Origin of the sequence: Burkholderia sp. 572 (assembly GCF_040545135.1) — a bacterium.
GTDB lineage: Bacteria > Pseudomonadota > Gammaproteobacteria > Burkholderiales > Burkholderiaceae > Burkholderia > Burkholderia cepacia.
Genome location: NZ_JBEPLH010000028.1, coordinates 61,473 through 77,716, shown reverse-complemented (window position 1 = coordinate 77,716; position 16,244 = coordinate 61,473). Strand labels below are relative to the sequence as shown.

Below are 16,244 nucleotides of genomic sequence, written 5' to 3'. Positions count from 1 at the left end.
GTCTTCCGTACAATTTATGATCATTCGATTCCTACCAGATCCAGGAATCGTTTCGTTGGCGCCGGCAGATACCCCTTCCGTACGGCCACGCCAAGTTCCCATTTTCGTCTGCTCGCAGGAACGAATCGCAGGCGTAATCCCTCAATTGACAGGTTGACTGCAGATGCAGGCATCAACGAAACGCCCAGCCCAGCCATAACCAACGCTTGAACCGAATAAAACTCGTTAGCCTCCTGAATCAGATGCGGGTGAATCTCGTAGCGCTCGAACAGCATCATGGCTGTCCTATGAAAGTCCGGTGCTCTGTCACGGGCGATCAAGACAAACGGTTGATCGAAAAGTGTTTTCATGGAAACCATACTGTCAGCCATCGGGAAGTCATGTGGCAAGACAAATACGGGATAATCTGTAGTCAAACAAGATTGTTGCAACGTCCTGTCCTTCGTCAGTCGCATAAACGCGATATCGAGCGATCCGTCCGTCAGCCCCTTGGCCTGATCGGCAGATGACAGATCGCTAAGTTGAACCCGGACGTCCGGATACAAGTGTCGAAAACGCAGTACTGACTTGGTGACAATGTTGATCGCCCAGAATCCAAATCCGATACGAAGCTCGCCCACTTCTCCGGTGGCTATGCGACGTCCACGCTTGAGAAGCGTATCGTGCTGGTCTACGAGTTGTCTCGATTCGACTACGAAAATCTGGCCAAGCTCGGTCAACTGAGCTCCTCTTCGCCCCCTGGTAAACAGACGCCCCCCGAGCTCCTCTTCGAGTTTGCTGATCTGCCGGCTGAGCGCCGGTTGGGAAAGGTTCAAGATAACCGCTGCCTTGCCGAAATTCGGCGTCGACGCAAGTACGAGAAATGAACGAAGTAGAGAGATTTCCATGTGTGAAACGTATCACTGCACCCACTAAATGTCATTGGACACATGATCGTCGACGGCGTTTAATTTGCTCCATTCCATTTTTCTGACGAGAGGATCTGGCAAATCGAATGAAGAACATCCTGACATCGACAGGCTGGGCGTTCGGAACGCTTGAATCCGGCGCCGACGGCACCATCACCGGAATCCACGCAGAGTCATGCGATTCCCCCGTCCCGGGACAAGGATATATCTTGCCAGGGTTCATCGACCTGCACGTTCACGGTGCTGGCGGCTTCGATTTCATGGAAGGTGAGCACGCCGCAGATGTGATCGCCACAACGCATGCAAGGACTGGTACAACCGCCTTTCTTGCAACAACAATGACTGCGCCAGAAGACAAGCTTCGCGGTGCGATGGCGGCACTCGGGGCGGTGGAAAACAAGGTCCGCCCACCCCAATGCGCAAGGTTGCTCGGGATACACCTGGAGGGACCCTTTCTCAATCCGGACAAGTTGGGCGCCCAGCCACGACACGCACGACCGGCAGTTCTGGTGGAAATCGAAGAGCTTCTCAAGCTCGCCACAGTGCGGGTGGTTACGCTCGCGCCCGAAATCGAAGGGCATCTCGAAACCATCCACACTCTCGTAAAGCGCGGAATCCGGGTCCAGCTGGGACATTCGAAGGGGACCTACGAACAAGGAGTTGCGGCCATTCAATGCGGCGCCAGCGGGTTTGCGCATCTGTTCAATGCCATGAGCTCCCTGCATCATCGCTCTCCAGGACTTGTCGGGACGGCATTGGCTCACGCCGAGTACGCTGAGCTTATTCCCGACCTGCTCCACGTCCATCCCGCAGCTGTCAGGGCAGCTTTCCGCGCTATTCCGAAGCTGTATTGCGTCACTGATTCATGCTCAGCCGTTGGCATGCCCGAAGGCGAATACTCGCTGGGAGCGCAGCGCGTATTCTTACAGCGCTGCCTCCAGGGGGTTCGGCTAGCGGATGGGACTCTGGCCGCAAGCACACTGACGATGGATGTGGCACTGAGAAATCTCGTGTCTCTTGGCATGCCTATTAATGATGCATCCAACCGCGTTTCCAGATATCCGGCGGACTTTCTGGGGCTGCAGGATCGTGGGCGGCTTACTCCTGGCGCATGGGCCGACTACGTCGTGCTCGACCAGAAACTGAATATCGAGGAAGTCTGGATCGAAGGGCGTTCGATAGATACTGGACCCCGCAATTGACGGATTGAGATTGGTTCTTGATATTCCGGACATCTGTTTGAAGCCGACGACGGGCCGCAAGCAATACCGAACGATAGCACCTCACCAAAAAACTTGGTTCATTGCAAAATTCCGGGAAACTCGGCGCGAATCTTGAGGAAGAAGTATTCCCCGTCGCAGTACCCAAAGGCCCTGCGCTTGATGACCTTGATGGTGTTATTGATGCCTTCGACGACGCTAGTATTGAGCGGATGGCGGCAGCGGTCCAGCTGACGCCGCACGCCAGCCATCGGGCATGCCAATCAAACTCTTAGAAGGGCTTGGTCGGTAAGTACTTTCCATCGAGCGTGATCACCGCCCGTGCCCCCCCTTCCCGATCGTCGACCTTCTTCACGTCCAGCTTGAAATTGATAGCGCTGATGATGCCGTCGCCGAATTTCTCGTGAACGAGCGCCTTCAGCGTCGTACCGTACACTTGGATCATCTCGTAGAAGCGATAGATGGTCGGGTCGGTCGGCACTCGGTCTTCAATGCAGCCGCGCAGCGGGATAGTCTGCAGCAGCAGCACCGCAGCGGCGTCGAGATCGAGCTTGTCGGCGACGACGCGGGCGGCGTCGGCCGGCAGCGCATGCTGGCCGAGCAGCGCGGCGGTGACGAATGCTTCGCTCAGGCTCGTGCCTTCGGCGAGCTCAGCGAACGACAGGTTCTTGCGCATCTTTGCAGCGATGACGGTTTCGGAAAGAGCTTGACGGGCAGTCTGACTGTGTTGGAACTGGATCATGGGGATACCTCGTTAGGTTGAGAGGAAAAGATCAGGCAGCGATAGGGCGCTGGCCAGGGGTCGCGCAGGCTCCAGGATGGTCCGCGAGAGAAATGAACCGTCTGGTCGCACCGTCGTACGCGTCGATACGGCCGGACTCTATGTCATAGACCCATCCGTGCAGTGCGAGGCGCCCTTCTTCGAGCGCGAGGCGCACGGACGGGTGTGTCTTGATATTCGCGAGCTGTGCGATCACGTTCTCGCGCACCATCGCGTCGATTCGGTCGACTTCGCTCTGATGCATGCGCACCTCGTTCACGACGCGCGCGGAGTCTGCGTAGCGCAGCCAGTTGCCGACGGCCGGCATTTGCTCCATGCACTTGCAGGTCGCGATCGCGGTCATCGCGCCGCAATCGGAGTGACCGCAGATCACGACGTCCGACACGCGCAGCGCGGCGACCGCGTATTCGATGGATGCCGATACACCGCCCGGCTCCGGGCCATAAGGCGGCACGATATTGCCGGCATTGCGGATCACGAAAAGGTCGCCCGGCTCGCGCTGCGTCACGAGTTCCGGTACGAGGCGGCTGTCTGAACAAGAGATAAACAACGCACGCGGGTTCTGTTGGTTGGCTAGATCCTTAAACAGTCCGGCGCGCTCAGGAAAGGCTTCACGCTGGAATTTGAGAAAGCCTTCAATGATGTCCTGCATTGCAAATCCTCCGTGCTGGTTGGTGAATCGATGGAGTGAAGGTTACGCAGGACTTTCGATAAGGTAAAAGTCTGATTTGTGATCGCATTAATAAGAGAAATTTATAGGAGAAGACATGCAACTGCGTCGCATCCGCTACTTTCTGGCCGTGGCCGAACACCGCAGCTTCACGCGTGCCGGGAACATACTGTACGTTTCGCAGCCCGCGCTATCACAACAGATGCGGCAACTGGAGGAGACGCTCGGCACACAGTTGTTCGACCGGACAGGGCGTGTGACGCGACTGACAGATGCGGGGGAGGTGTATTACCACTATGCGCGACAGGCATTACACGATTTGGATCAATCGCTACTTCCGGCAGCACAACGTGCGACCGCGTGTTCTGATGGAGTCCAACTCGCTCAGCACGGTGATCGAGATCGTGCAGCGCACGAACCTTGTGACTCTGCTACCGACGAAGATTGCCGGCGATCGGGACGCTCTGGTCTCGATTGAGCTCGAACCATCGCGGCTGCGACGAACGGCGGTTCTGCTGCAGCGCAAGGGCGCGTACCGGACGGCGGCGGCTCTGGCGTTTGTCAAATTGGCGCTCGCGTACGGGGCGGCTCATTGAATTCCGACCGACCGCAGCAGCTCTCAGCATGCATAGTGTGTCGTCCTTTCGCACCCGATCGCCGTCAACGGTGATCCATTCGATCCGGGCACCGTCGTCGGGACGCGGTCACCACGCCCAGCGCACGCCCGCATTGCCGGTAATCGTGCGCTGATGCTCGCCGCCGAGGTTCGTCAGGTAGCTGACCGTCGCATACACGCTGCCGCGCTTCGTCAACTGCGCGACCAGCCCCGCACCGATCTGCCCGGCCGTCTGCCCGACCTGCGTGCCGATCGTCGTCGAGCCGCCGAACGTGGTCTTGTCGTCGGCACCGAACGAGCGCAGCACGTTCACGCGCAGGTAAGGCTTCCAGCTCACGCCGTTCGCGTCGAACGCCCATTGCAGCCGTGCGCCGATCCGGCCGACGAACGTGTTGCCGTTGTTCCACGTCACGTCCGACACCCCGTCGTTGAACCTGCCGAGCGACAGGTACTGCCATACGAGTTGCGCCTGCGGCTCCAGCGTCAGCCCGTAGCCGAGCGCGACCGGAAAGCCGGCCTCCACCGAACCCGTGAACGCGTTGCCGTCCGTCGAGCCGTTCACGTTGTCGTTCGAGTGCGTGCGCACCGTCAGCGCACTGCCCATCACGACGGCGTCCGTGTACCAGCCGCCCGGGCCGATATGCGTCCAGTAGCCGCCGAGGTTGTACGAATTGATCTGCAGCGTGCCGACGCCCAGATCGGGCTGCGCGAGCGCGAAGCCGTTCACGTCGCCGACCGCGCGCGCGAAACCGACGAAAAAGCCGTAGTGATTGCGATGACCGCTCGGGCTGTTGTCCGCATACAGATCCTGGCCGACCTGCATCCCCCACACCGTGCCGTCGAACGACGGCGTCGCGTCGCCCTTCTGCTTGATGTTGCTGTTGCCGCCCCACACGCGCGCCCACGACGCAGGCATCGGGCCACTCTCGCTCAGCAGCCCCTGTTCGCCCTGCCGGTCATGGAACGTGTCGATCTGCAGCAGGCCGAGTTGCCGCGCGACGGCCGGTGCCTCTGCATACAGCGGCACTTCGGGGCGGAAGATCGGCTCCGGGCTGCCGCCGGTGCCGGCATCGGCGACGGCTTCGACGATCGATTCGGGCGTGCCTTCCGCCGGCGTGACCGGCGTCGCGGGCGGCGGCGCCGGCTGCCCAGGTTCAACGACCCGCGGCTGCGGCTTCGGCGGCACCGTGTTGCGCAGGTACCAGCTGTCGCCGGTGCCGGCCGCCGCGCCGCCTTTCGCGAGGAAGTATGAATACGCACCGGCGCTCACCGTGCCGCCCGACAACGTGAACGCACCCGCGCTCGACGTCGCGCCGTTGGTCGCCTGCACGACCTGGATGCCGTCGCCGGTCGTCAGTGCGCCCGCGCCGCCGACGTTCGTCACCTTCAGCATGCTCGCGCCGCTCGCCGTGCCGCCGCTGACGACCAGCTTGTCCGACGGCGCGCCGTCGCCGGCGAGCGTCGTGTTCAATGCGATCGTCGCGTTCTGGCCGACATAGTTGCCGGCCACCGTCAGCGCGTTGCCCACGCCGCTGCCGCCGAGCTGCACGAGCCCCGCGTTGGTCAGGTTGCCGTTGATCCGGAAATTGCCGGTCGCGCCGCTCGCGAGGCTTGCCAGCGCATTCGCGGCCGAGATCGTGCCGTCGCTGGTCACGTTGCCCGTCACGCTGCCGTAGCCGCCGAGCGTCGCGCCCGATGCAACCGTCACCGGCCCGCCGCCGCCCAGCGCCGCCGACGCGCTCGTACCGTCGCCGACGATCACCGTGCCGGCGTTCACGTTCGTGCCGCCCGAGTAGCTGCTCGCTCCGTTCAGCGTCAGCGTGCCGCTGCCGAGCTTCGTCAGCGAACCCGCACCGGCGATGCCCTGCGTCAACGTCGAATTGAAGCCCTGCGTATCGATCGTGCCGTTGTTCGACGTGATCGACACCGCGCGGCCCGATGCCAGATTGAACGAACTGCCGAGCTGCAGCGTGCCGCCGTTGAACGTCAGGCTTCCTGACGATGCACCAAGCGCATTGTCGGCCGCGACCGTCAACGTGCCCTGCGTGATCGTCGTGCCGCCCGAATACGTGTTGCCGCCGGCCGACGAAGGCGCGACCGTCAGCGTGCCCGCGCCGGTTTTCTCCACCGCGCCCGAGCCGCCGATCGTGCCCGTGTACGTGCCGGCGCTGTCCTGCTGGAAGCGCACGAGGCCGTTGTCGGTCACGGACAGCGGAAGGTTCGACGCATTCGCCTGCAGCGTCGCGCCCGCGTTCACGGTCGCGACGACCGACGCCGTCGTCGTGCCGAGCGTGCCGGTTAGATTCAGCGTGCCGCTCTGCACGAGCGCGGTCGAGAACGTGCCGGTGCCGGCCCATGTCCAGTCCGTGCCGGCCATCGTCAGGCTCTGGAAATTCGTGAACGCGTTCGACGCGGTGCCCGTGCCCTGCAGCGTCACGGTGTTGGCGCCGCCGCCGCCGTTCGCCGCGCCGACGATCTGCGAGCCCGTCTGCAGGATCAGCGTCACGTTGCCGCTGCCGCCCTGGATCGCGGTGCCGCCGCCGCCCTGGATCAGCCCCGCGTTGGTGATCGTCGTCGCGCCGTTGGTCGAGCGCACGCCGATGCCGTTGTTGCTGATGATCCTGCCGCCGGCCTGGTTCGTGATCGTTGCGGTGAACGAGCTGCCGAGCGTGTTCGACACGACCGCGTCGACGCTGCCGCCGCTCGTTGCGGTGCCCGTCGTCTGGATCGTGCCGCTGTTGACCAGCGTGTCGTTGTTGCCCTGCATGTAGACGGCCGGCGCATCGCGGCCGTTCGACGTCAGCGTGCCGCTGTTGGTGATCGTGCCGTTGCCGCCGAGCAGCGACGCCGCGCGCGCGTTGTTGCCGGACGTCGTCACGGTGCCGGTGTTGACGATCTGGTTGCCCGACGCGCCGGGATTACTCTGCCCCCACGCGGCCGTCATCCCGTACGCATTGTTGCCGCTGGTCGTGATCGTGCCGTTGTTGACGAGCGTGTTGTTGTTGCCGTTCGCGGCCATCCCGTCGTTGTACTGACCAGTCGTCGAAATCACGCCGGTCGCGGCATTGGTGAGCGTATTGCCGTTGTTCACGCCGAGCAGCACCGCGCCGCGGTTCGCGACGCCCGTGCCGTTGCCGGACATCGACAGGTTGCCGTTGTTGGTGATTGCACTCGACGTGTCGACGGAAAACGGCGTCGGCGTGGACGTCAGCACATAGCTGCCCGTCACGGTCGAATCGAGGTTGACCGTCACGTTGGTGCTGCCGGCCGTGGCCACGACCGACGGCGCATTGGCGCCGGAACACGTGACCGTCGTGCCGCTGCCCGGCGCGGTGGCCGAGCATGCCGCATGGGCGCCCACCGGCATCGCGCCGGTCAGGATCGCCATCCCACCCAAACCCAGGTTCCGCGCTTTTCTTTTCATCGTTCCGCTCGCATTTATTGGTGACGTTATTGCTGCAAATCGGTGCGTGGAACGGGTTATATCATTTATCTCGAAATAATCGCAAGTCTATTTACGGTTACGGCATCCATCAGCGGGCGTAGGATGAGGTCCTTTTCAGGCGGCGGCACAAGGCCTTCCGGGCGATGGTGCAGCGCGTTCAACCCAATTCGTAAACTCTCCTTGCAAACGTGCGAACATAGCGTCGTCACTACGAATCGGTCTTTCCCATCACGCTGATATGCAGGCCGCGCGACTGCGCCGACAATCGAATGCATTCCGAATTGCTGCAATGCGCAATGACTCAATGGCACAGTAGATCGCCATCGCCGGATACATGTGTGGTGCGCGACCGCACAACCACGATGACCTGAGACGGAATTTTGTGACCAATCAGGCAGTGAGTCTCGTGTCGATATTATCGGAATCCAGCCAGGCTCGACGGACCGTAGCGGGAGGTTGATGTAGCAGTTCACAATCAATGCTAGCCGTGCCCAAAGTAGTGCTAGCAATGTTCACTAATACTGCTAGCGTAGTGTTTTGCTCAGCCTAAGCGGTGGGCATCGATAACGTGATATCGCCCGCAGCGCGGCGTCGAAATTCGGAGCTCTGGCGAAAATCGATTGCGGAACAGTCTCGAGCAGGCTGTGGTGCACCCGGCAGTAGTCGGCTGACGGATCGAGCCACTCCCTCTTCCACCGTGATGCAGTGACATCGGCGTCGTTCAGAACAAGACATCTGAAGCAATACACCAAGTACTTCTGGTCGAAGACCCACTCATGCGGCGTCTGGATCATGCTCAGAATGCCATCGTTGAGCCGCGCTACGCGAGATAGACGGCTCAGAGTTGCGGATGGAACTGGGGGAAAGAGGATCCAGCCGGCCTTGGTCAGGCTAGGCATCGCTACGCCTGTGCCCGATTCCCAGATCAGGTCTACGCTCGTCTGATACCGCGCCGCGATTCGACCCAACCAGCTACCAAACGCCTCTTCCAGGAAGGGGCGAGGTGCGATGGGCCACGGCCGGTGGGTGTCAGACATACGCGCGGGCAACTCGTTCTAGGTGAGCGATATCGATGCACTCGTCACCGTTCCTGATCGCCAACTCTGCTGCTTCGTTGAGGATCGTAGATATGGCGCCAGTCAGCCCTCCGCTTATCTCGAGAACGAGCTGGACAATCTCACGTCGCGACAGATTCGATGGTTTTCGTAGCGGCAAGACTTTCTCGAACGCAGCCATGAGCCTGCGAAGACTTTCACTTTCCCTCCACCTTGGGATCTCGAATGGTCTGTAGCGGCTGATCATCTGTGAATCGGTCTGAAGCCCTAGAACGGCATCGCGCGTACCGACAAGGACCATGCTAATCTGCAGGTCGTTGGCTAGGTATTTTAGAAGGTTCAAAGAGGCGCGTTGCTCACGGTAGGTTCCGGCGAGCAGGTGATGGACCTCGTCTACGATTAGCATCTGCGGCGACATCCGCCGCAAGATGTCGCGAGCGAGCCGCTCGAGTGTGGCAAGCCCTGCAGCGGGGTTATGTGGCGCACCGAGCTCAAAGAGCAAGGCGGCGTAAAAGCGGTGCTGATCGGGGGTGGGAGGCATCTGTACGCTCACGACCGGACACCGCTCTACCCCGGTTCTCTCGTCGAACTCGCTGGGGTGCGCTCGCCTGAACTTGGCCGTTATCTTGGTTTTCCCGATGTTCGAGTCGCCGTGCAGCAGAAGACACGGCATGCGCTCACGTCTCGGCGTGTCATAGAGCCGCTGCAGTAGCTGTAAGGCTTCAGTCGCTCGGGGATAGTCGATCCACCGGTCACGTAGCAGACTCTTTATGCGATCCTCTTTTCCGAGTAGGACCTGATCTCTTGCTGCGGGTAGCAGATGCGCGAAATCATCTTGCTTCATGCTGGCCCCCTACCACTGTTCAACGTCATACGCGGTAACTGGTGCGTCGTAGTTTACCTGCTCGACCTGCCGCTGTTCAGTGAGTGAGAGATCTTCGATGCTGCTCTTCGGAACCAAACCGCCAGCTTGACGTGCCATGCGGCGTCGCGCTCGAGTAGCCCGCTGGGAAGTGACGACCAGTTGTCGCTGCTGCTCAACAGTCTCGAATATCTCCCTCTCCGATACTGCCCGTTGTCCCCTAGCCCGGATAGCTCGCAAAGCTGCTCGCTGTTCGAACAGCGAGATGGGAGGCCGACGCAAGTCCGCGTATCGCACTTCAACGAAACTGCCTCTGCCAGCGCTTACGAAGATGCGCGAGAGGTCTTCTGGGTGATAGCGGACCGTCACGGACCGGCGTGTTTCCCGCCATGCCGCGAACAAGGGATGCCAATAGCGGATCAGGAAGAGCTTGAGGCCGTCCCGCTGAATGGTCCGGGATGCGACTGGCAGGAACCGGATCAGAAACTTCAGTTCGGCATCCGGTTGAGCTGGCAAGCATCGTGAATCCGCTGCTCGCCATGTTTCCTGCCACTTTTGCGCGGGCTGAAGTCCCAACAAACCGCGGTGGGGGCCGCAGTGATAACGCCTACCGATCTCGACAGCCAGCCACTGCTCGAACTGCTTCAACGTAAGCGAAGCTGTCTTTTCGGCCTGGCGCGCCTTGCGCCCTTTGACTGACGATCCAGTCGAACCAGGGAGGCCACGTACGCGCTCCATCAAGGTCCTGTTCAGCCGCTCGATGTGGCCACCAAAGTGCGGCTTGCCCACCGGTCGGTACATCAGTTCAATGCCGTACTCGCGGCATCCACTGCGAAGGGCACGGCTTTTGAATTCGGCCGCGTTATCAAGATGCAGCGTTCGAGGGATACCGCGCATCGGCCAGTCAGCCTCAACGCCTAGTCTTTCGAGCCACGGCTCTTTGCGCAGAACTACGCGCGAGAGGAGCAAGCTTACCGTCGCAGCCCCCGGCCTCTCCATTGCGACATAAAAGCCAAGCACACATCTCGTAGCAACGTCGAGAGCCACAGACAGCCACGGTCGACCGATAATCTGTCCGTCCAGTTCGCTAACGAGCAGGATGTCCGCTTGCGTGTGATCAACCTGCACGATATCTAACGGATGTCGGACCTGGAATGTGCCAGGGGCAACTGCAGCGTTCGGGAGCGCAGCTCGTGCCAAAGCATCCTGCTCGCGATAGGAGAGCCACCGTCGAGCAATTGTTGACCTGCTTGGAGGCGATAGACCTGCAACGCTGCAGCGACGTTTCACCTCAAGTACAAGATCAGTTGCAGGATGCGCAAGGTGTCGCTGATCAGGGAGCCATTCGTGCACGGCCTCGTCGATGACGCATTCGACGGCGGCGTCCAGTCTGCCCCCGGTCGCCCTACCCGGCTGCCTTGGCTCTAATGTGCTGGCGACCGGATCTGCGAGGAAACGTCGACGCAGGCGATATACGGTGGTGCAGTGAACGCCTAATAGCTGTGCTGCTCGTTCAGCCTGCTGTCGGGAAAGCACGCCGTTGCCAAGCGGTCGAAGCACGGACGCAATCTTCGCTGCTCGAGCGGCCCGCTCTTCGATCGAAGCCATATGGATCCCTATCAATCCACGCGACACGTGCGCTAGCAGTATTAAAGAACACGTGCAACGTGCTAGCAACGTTAGTGAACATTGGCCAAGTTTCCGTTGCAGAAACGCAACGGCTAAGCAGCCGCCAGAAAGCTTCAAAAAGTCCCTGTTCGCCGAGGCTTCTTTGAGAATTTCCGCTAGCAACGTTTCTGAACACGGCTAGCGCTAATAATGAACGCCTACACCAGGTCATCGCTCTACATCGGAAGACCGGCTATTTGTATAACGCCGGGGCAGCCCACCATCGACTTCCATCGTCCCGGTGTAGCTCTCGTCCTTTGCTGACTACGCCACCGCAAACGCACCCATCAGCAGTATCGGCGGACACTGTCAGCAGAAACTTCGAACGGCAACAATCGGCCTGGCCTTGTGGTCGCTGGGGAACGGCCGCGCCGTGTCACGCATGCTGCTGCGGCAGCCGATGATAAGCGCGCCCGTGATAGACGAGGCCCGTACACGCGGAGCCGAGATGTAGCGCCTGCACGGCGCAGAAAAAGACCGTATGTGTGCCGATGTCGATGCTCCGGTCCACCGTGCAGTCGAGACTCGCGGCCGCTGTGGCCAGCACCGGCGCACCCGTGACGAGACGGATCCACTCGCCGTACGTGAAGCGCTCGGTCATCTGGACATCGCCCTTGCCCGCGAAGATCGGTGCAAGCATCTCGTGCTCATGGGAAAGAACGTTGACGCAGATGATGCCCGCCTTGCTGAAGTGTCCATATTGACGGCTGGACCGGTCTATGCAAACGAGCACCGTAGCAGGATCGTCGGTGACGGAGCACACCGCGGACACCGTCATGCCGACATCGCCGGAAGGTGTCGTGGTGGTGATGATATTCACCGCTGCGCCGATACGGGACATGGCTTCGCGGAAGGTCGTGCGGTCGGGGGAAAGTGCTATCACGGCGGTACCTCTCTCGGTGGACGGAACGGCGGTGCGGCTTCGTGGCGGCGCGCCACGGGTCCTTGCATGAAGCATGCGTGGTGAAGTACCCGTGGCGTTGCACCGTTCATCACCCACGCCGCACCGTCGACGGGTTCTCGTGGCCAATTGCGCTGCCGGCGATTCCTATTGCCGGTGAACGGACGCTGCTGTCCCTGAACCGACGAGCTGCTCCTTGATCAACTGCTCTTCGGCATCGTCGTAAAGGCCGGCAATAATGTGCGCGTAGCGTGCCATCAATGCCTTGCGGCGTTTCTTGCGCGTGGCGGTCATCACGCCGTTTTCCGGTGTGAGTTCCTCGGGGAATATCCTGAACGCCTTGATCTGCTCCGCGCGCGCCAACCTCGCATTTGCCTTTTCCACTTCTTCACGGATCAGGTCGATAACGGGCTGCGAACTGGCCAGATCGGCGTACTGCGTGACCGACGGGTCGTGCGTCCTGGCCCAGTCCATGGCGAGCGTGCCGTCGACTTCGATCAACGCCGTCAGATACTTGCGCCCTTCGCCGATCACGAGTGCCTCGGTAATGTACGGACTCTGGCGCAGTTCGTTTTCGACCTGCACCGGGCTGATCGATTTGCCGGCGGCCGTATTGATGAGCTCCTTCTTTCGATCGATCAGCTTGTACGACCCGTCCGCGCCGACGTCGACGATATCGCCGGTGTACAGCCAGCCGTCCCGCAGCGCGGCCTTCGTTTCGGCTTCCTTGTTCCAGTAGCCGATGAACAGCCCCGGCCCCCGAACGATCATTTCGCCGTCCGGCAACACGCGGGTTTCCCAGGCGGGGTCGTCGAGCGGGACGCCGGAGTTGCCGGGCCTCGACCAGTCGGTCACCTGCGCGAGGTTGCCGCCGACCATCTCCGTTTGCCCGTAATTCTCTTTCAGGTTGACGCCCCACAACTGAAACAGCGTGACGACCTCGGGCGGCACCGGAGCGGAGGCCGTGTACGGATAGCGCAAATCGTCGAAGCCGATTCTGGCCAGCAACGGCTTGAACACGTGCTCACGGCAGATGGCGTAGAGCTGTTCCTTGAACGGGTCGCCCGTGCCTGCATCCTGGCGATCGGCCAGCACTTCCCGCGCGATGCCGAGCGCGAGCGTGTAGTTTCTCCGCTCGGCTTCGCTGCTGCCGTTCACGTGGTTGATGATCTGGGTCGCGAACTTCTGATAGAAGCGCGGCGGCGCCATATAGGACGTCGGTCTGACTTCCTGAATGCACTTCGCGAAATCGGCCGACACGTCGACGAAGTAAGGTACCGTCTTCGCGATCAACGGCAGCGTCGTCGCCTGAATGCGCGCGACCGTGTGCGAAAGCGGCAGATGGATCACCATGCGCTGCGGTTCGGACAATATCGCCGGACAGAAGGTCGGCCACGTGAACGCGCCCGCGAGCATCGACACGTGCGTCAGCATCGCGCCTTTCGGCGCCCCCGTGGTTCCCGAGGTGTAACCCAGGCTCACCAGGTCCGTCGGCCGCGCAAGCTCTGACTGCTCACGCAGATAAGCGACTTCGTCGCCGTCAAAATGCGACGCGAACTCGGCGAGTGAAACGACATTCATGCCGGTTTCGTCAGGCGAGCGCTTCCAGTCCGGATCGAGCACCACGATCTTGAGGAGCCGGCTGGACGTATCGGCCGCTTTCATGACCCGAAGCTGTTCGGCACTTCCGGCAAAAGCGAGTGTCGCCCCTGAATCCTCCAGGTAGTAGCGCACCTCTTCGACCGACGCGGTGAAATAGACGCCTACCGTCACCGCGCCCGAGCAGATCGTCGCCATGTCGGCAATCAGCCACTCCTGCGATACGTCGCCCATGATGGCAATCCGATCGCCTCGTGCGACACCGGCCGCGCCGAGGGCTGCGGATACGGAACAGACTGCGTTCGCATAGCCCTTCCAGGTGGTGGGCACCCACGCTCCGGCACGCCTCTGAAAGAACGCGTTTGCGTCGGCGTCGTTCTTCACGCGCTCGATCAGCAAGGCCGGAATGGTGGTGGTCGCGAATTGATTGCCGGAAGTCCACGGTGCCGCGCTCATTTCCAGTTGTCTCCAAAGCGCTTGCGCCTTTCGGTAAACGAAGCCACCGCTTCGCGGCGCTCGGGGGAATTGAACGTGATCGTCTCCAGAGCGATCGACGTGTCGAGAAGCAGATGGGCATTCTGCTTGACGAGCTTGTTGACGCAGTACTTCGTCCAGACGATCGCGTCGCGCGGGCCGCTCGCGAGCAGTTCCGCGTAATCGATCGCCGCCTCCAGCAGCTTGTCGCTTTCGACGATCTTGTTGATCATCCCCATCGTCAGCGCTTCCTCCGCGCTGACGAAGTCGCCCGTCATCAGATAGTGCCGCGCGCGGACCGGCCCGAGCAGAAGCGGCCAGATCACCGCACCGCCGTCGCCCGCGACGACACCGGCATTGACGTGCGTATCGGCGAACCGTGCGGTCGGGCTCGCATAAATCATGTCGCAGAACAGCGCGAGCGTCGCGCCCAGGCCCACGGCCACGCCATTGACCGCCGCCACGATCGGCACCTCGACCTCCAGCATGTTTCTTATGAGGTGACGGCCACCACGCGTCGCCGACGGGATATTGCCGTTGTCGATCGACTTCTGGTCGCCGCCCGAGCAGAACCCGCGACCGGCGCCGGTCAACACGATCGCCTTGACCGCTTTGTCGTGATCCAGCTCGACGAATACCCGTTCGAGTTCGTCGTGCATGTCCCAATTGATGGCGTTCAGGATTTCCGGGCGATTCATCGTAACGATCGCGACACCGGAGGACCGTTGTTCGACATTCAGATACTGATAGCGCGAAGACGTATTCATAGGTTCATCCTTGACTTTGCTTCGGGTTGGCGGCCTGCGGACGCATGGCGCGAATCTTCTCGAGCAACTCGTCGGTCGGGCGGACGATATTGTTGCGATCGTTGAAATGCGGAATCACGTAACGGCCCACCATGTCGATCGTCGACATGATCTGCTCGTGCGGCACCGAGTCGATATGCAGCAGCACCTCGTCGATTCCGAGCTTCTCGTATTGCTCCAACTGACGGATGACGGTATCGGGGCTTCCGCACACCGTGGTGGCGGATTCGTTCAGCAGGTAGTCCCAATCTTCGGCGGCGCGCTGCATCGCGGGCACGCTTTCGGCCATGTATGCGTAGTTGTCGGCGAGTTTGGCGAGCCGCGGATACGCATCGGTCGAGATGCGCGCATAGTTCATGATCGCGCCGGCGTAAATGTCCTTCGCTTCCTGGTCGGTCTTGCCGATACCGATGAAGATCGGCATGCCGGCGCGCGGCTTGTGCAACGGCCCGGTCTCATCGCGCTTCCAGCTGTTCCAGTAGGTGTCCAGCAGCCCCTTCTGTTTCTCCCATCCCTGATAAATCGCATGGCTCATCACCGCGAGACCTTCCGAGCCGGCCCAGGCATGGCTGTTCGCACTGGTGGCTGCAACGCCGAGGACGGGATACGGTTTTTGCAACGGCTTCGGCACGAGCGACCGGGGCGGCACCTGGTAATACTTTCCCTCGAAGGTGAACACGTCCTCACGCATCGCTTTGCGCAACAGCGCCATGCCCTCTTCCATTTGCGGCAGGGTTTCCTCCGGCGATACGTTGAACGCGCGCATTGCGATCGTCGTGTTCGCGCGCCCGCAATACATCTCCATCCGGCCTTCGGAGAGGATGTCGGTGGCCGCCAGCCGTTCCGCGGTACGCAGCGCGTGATTGATGGCCTTCGGCATCAGCGCCACGGCAGGACGCAGCTTGATTCGCGAAGTGACGGCCGCGAGATAACCGAACACCACTTCAGGCGCCGAACTCGACACGCCGCCAAGCGCAAAGTGCTGCTCCGACAACGCAACAAAGTCGAAACCCATTTGCTCGGCGAAGCGCGCTTCGCGAACCAGCTCGCGAAGCCTGTTCGAGTAGCTATGCCCGACCTGCGTCTCCTGCTCGGACCAAAAACCGAATTTCAATGGCATTTTCTTTTCCTTGACAGTCGTAATTCGAAAATTCACGGCGCGCGCGAACGGCTGCCGAGGTTCGGGCAGTGTCACGCCGCCAACCAATTAACATCGTCGTTTAACTTGATTTAGAAACA

Annotated in this window: 12 protein-coding genes and 2 pseudogenes; 2 read left to right on the top strand and 12 right to left on the bottom strand. The window is 61.0% G+C overall.

Annotated elements, in window-relative coordinates:
• Nucleotides 1-20: 20 nt before the first annotated feature.
• Entirely contained in the window at nucleotides 21-887 is an 867-nt protein-coding gene (locus ABIC51_RS35350) for a LysR family transcriptional regulator (RefSeq protein WP_354006934.1), read from the bottom strand.
• Between the two features lie 107 nt (nucleotides 888-994).
• Here ABIC51_RS35350 and nagA point away from each other — a divergent pair, with 107 nt between their 5' ends.
• Nucleotides 995-2,110 (top strand): N-acetylglucosamine-6-phosphate deacetylase, encoded by a 1,116-nt coding sequence (gene nagA, locus ABIC51_RS35345; protein ID WP_354006933.1) that lies wholly within the window; start codon nucleotides 995-997, stop codon nucleotides 2,108-2,110.
• Nucleotides 2,111-2,208: 98 nt separating this feature from the next.
• Here the strand turns inward: nagA and ABIC51_RS35340 are convergent.
• From ABIC51_RS35340 to ABIC51_RS35330, 3 genes and pseudogenes are all read right to left on the bottom strand, one after another.
• Nucleotides 2,209-2,358, bottom strand: a pseudogene (locus ABIC51_RS35340) (transposase); the annotation flags it as partial.
• Nucleotides 2,359-2,399: 41 nt separating this feature from the next.
• On the bottom strand, nucleotides 2,400-2,870 hold the full coding sequence (cynS, locus tag ABIC51_RS35335) for a cyanase (RefSeq protein WP_354006932.1): 471 nt from the start codon (nucleotides 2,868-2,870) through the stop codon (nucleotides 2,400-2,402).
• Nucleotides 2,871-2,901: 31 nt separating this feature from the next.
• A complete protein-coding gene (locus tag ABIC51_RS35330; protein ID WP_354006931.1) occupies nucleotides 2,902-3,561 on the bottom strand; it encodes a carbonic anhydrase in 660 nt (219 codons plus the stop codon).
• A gap of 115 nt (nucleotides 3,562-3,676) precedes the next feature.
• On the opposite strand from ABIC51_RS35330, the pseudogene ABIC51_RS35325 reads away from it, so the two are divergent.
• A pseudogene (locus ABIC51_RS35325) lies at nucleotides 3,677-4,175 on the top strand (LysR family transcriptional regulator).
• 108 nt (nucleotides 4,176-4,283) lie between these two features.
• Here ABIC51_RS35325 and ABIC51_RS35320 read toward each other — a convergent pair.
• From ABIC51_RS35320 to ABIC51_RS35285, 8 genes are all read right to left on the bottom strand, one after another.
• Nucleotides 4,284-7,583, bottom strand: a complete 3,300-nt coding sequence (locus ABIC51_RS35320) for an autotransporter family protein (RefSeq protein ID WP_354006941.1) — start codon at nucleotides 7,581-7,583, stop codon at nucleotides 4,284-4,286.
• Nucleotides 7,584-8,164: 581 nt separating this feature from the next.
• Complete coding sequence (locus tag ABIC51_RS35315) at nucleotides 8,165-8,677, bottom strand: TniQ family protein (RefSeq protein WP_011548524.1); 513 nt, start codon at nucleotides 8,675-8,677, stop codon at nucleotides 8,165-8,167.
• Nucleotides 8,670-9,539 (bottom strand): TniB family NTP-binding protein, encoded by an 870-nt coding sequence (locus tag ABIC51_RS35310; protein ID WP_034184986.1) that lies wholly within the window; start codon nucleotides 9,537-9,539, stop codon nucleotides 8,670-8,672. The genes ABIC51_RS35315 and ABIC51_RS35310 overlap by 8 nt, the downstream gene beginning before the upstream one ends.
• Nucleotides 9,540-9,548: 9 nt before the next feature.
• On the bottom strand, nucleotides 9,549-11,165 hold the full coding sequence (locus tag ABIC51_RS35305) for a TnsB C-terminal domain-containing protein (RefSeq protein WP_027791966.1): 1,617 nt from the start codon (nucleotides 11,163-11,165) through the stop codon (nucleotides 9,549-9,551).
• A 436-nt stretch (nucleotides 11,166-11,601) separates the two neighbouring features.
• Nucleotides 11,602-12,108: a flavin reductase gene (locus tag ABIC51_RS35300; protein ID WP_226113947.1), complete on the bottom strand. Its 507-nt coding sequence runs from the start codon at nucleotides 12,106-12,108 to the stop codon at nucleotides 11,602-11,604.
• A gap of 165 nt (nucleotides 12,109-12,273) precedes the next feature.
• The gene (locus ABIC51_RS35295; RefSeq protein ID WP_011548528.1) at nucleotides 12,274-14,181 is read right to left on the bottom strand and encodes an AMP-dependent synthetase/ligase; all 1,908 of its coding nucleotides are present in this window, start codon (nucleotides 14,179-14,181) and stop codon (nucleotides 12,274-12,276) included.
• On the bottom strand, nucleotides 14,178-14,966 hold the full coding sequence (locus tag ABIC51_RS35290) for an enoyl-CoA hydratase/isomerase family protein (protein WP_011548529.1): 789 nt from the start codon (nucleotides 14,964-14,966) through the stop codon (nucleotides 14,178-14,180). The genes ABIC51_RS35295 and ABIC51_RS35290 overlap by 4 nt, the downstream gene beginning before the upstream one ends.
• A 4-nt stretch (nucleotides 14,967-14,970) precedes the next feature.
• The gene (locus tag ABIC51_RS35285) at nucleotides 14,971-16,125 is read right to left on the bottom strand and encodes an LLM class flavin-dependent oxidoreductase (protein WP_011548530.1); all 1,155 of its coding nucleotides are present in this window, start codon (nucleotides 16,123-16,125) and stop codon (nucleotides 14,971-14,973) included.
• Nucleotides 16,126-16,244: the final 119 nt, after the last annotated feature.

Bases quoted from the DNA above. Each gene is read 5' to 3' on its own strand.
- ABIC51_RS35310 (WP_034184986.1), bottom strand. From the start codon at position 9,539: ATGAAGCAAGATGATTTCGCGCATCTGCTACCCGCAGCAAGAGATCAG.
- ABIC51_RS35305 (WP_027791966.1), bottom strand. From the start codon at position 11,165: ATGGCTTCGATCGAAGAGCGGGCCGCTCGAGCAGCGAAGATTGCGTCC.
- ABIC51_RS35320 (WP_354006941.1), bottom strand. From the start codon at position 7,583: ATGGCGATCCTGACCGGCGCGATGCCGGTGGGCGCCCATGCGGCATGC.
- ABIC51_RS35350 (WP_354006934.1), bottom strand. From the start codon at position 887: ATGGAAATCTCTCTACTTCGTTCATTTCTCGTACTTGCGTCGACGCCG.
- ABIC51_RS35285 (WP_011548530.1), bottom strand. From the start codon at position 16,125: ATGCCATTGAAATTCGGTTTTTGGTCCGAGCAGGAGACGCAGGTCGGG.
- ABIC51_RS35295 (WP_011548528.1), bottom strand. From the start codon at position 14,181: ATGAGCGCGGCACCGTGGACTTCCGGCAATCAATTCGCGACCACCACC.
- ABIC51_RS35290 (WP_011548529.1), bottom strand. From the start codon at position 14,966: ATGAATACGTCTTCGCGCTATCAGTATCTGAATGTCGAACAACGGTCC.
- nagA (WP_354006933.1), top strand. From the start codon at position 995: ATGAAGAACATCCTGACATCGACAGGCTGGGCGTTCGGAACGCTTGAA.
- ABIC51_RS35315 (WP_011548524.1), bottom strand. From the start codon at position 8,677: ATGTCTGACACCCACCGGCCGTGGCCCATCGCACCTCGCCCCTTCCTG.
- cynS (WP_354006932.1), bottom strand. From the start codon at position 2,870: ATGATCCAGTTCCAACACAGTCAGACTGCCCGTCAAGCTCTTTCCGAA.
- ABIC51_RS35330 (WP_354006931.1), bottom strand. From the start codon at position 3,561: ATGCAGGACATCATTGAAGGCTTTCTCAAATTCCAGCGTGAAGCCTTT.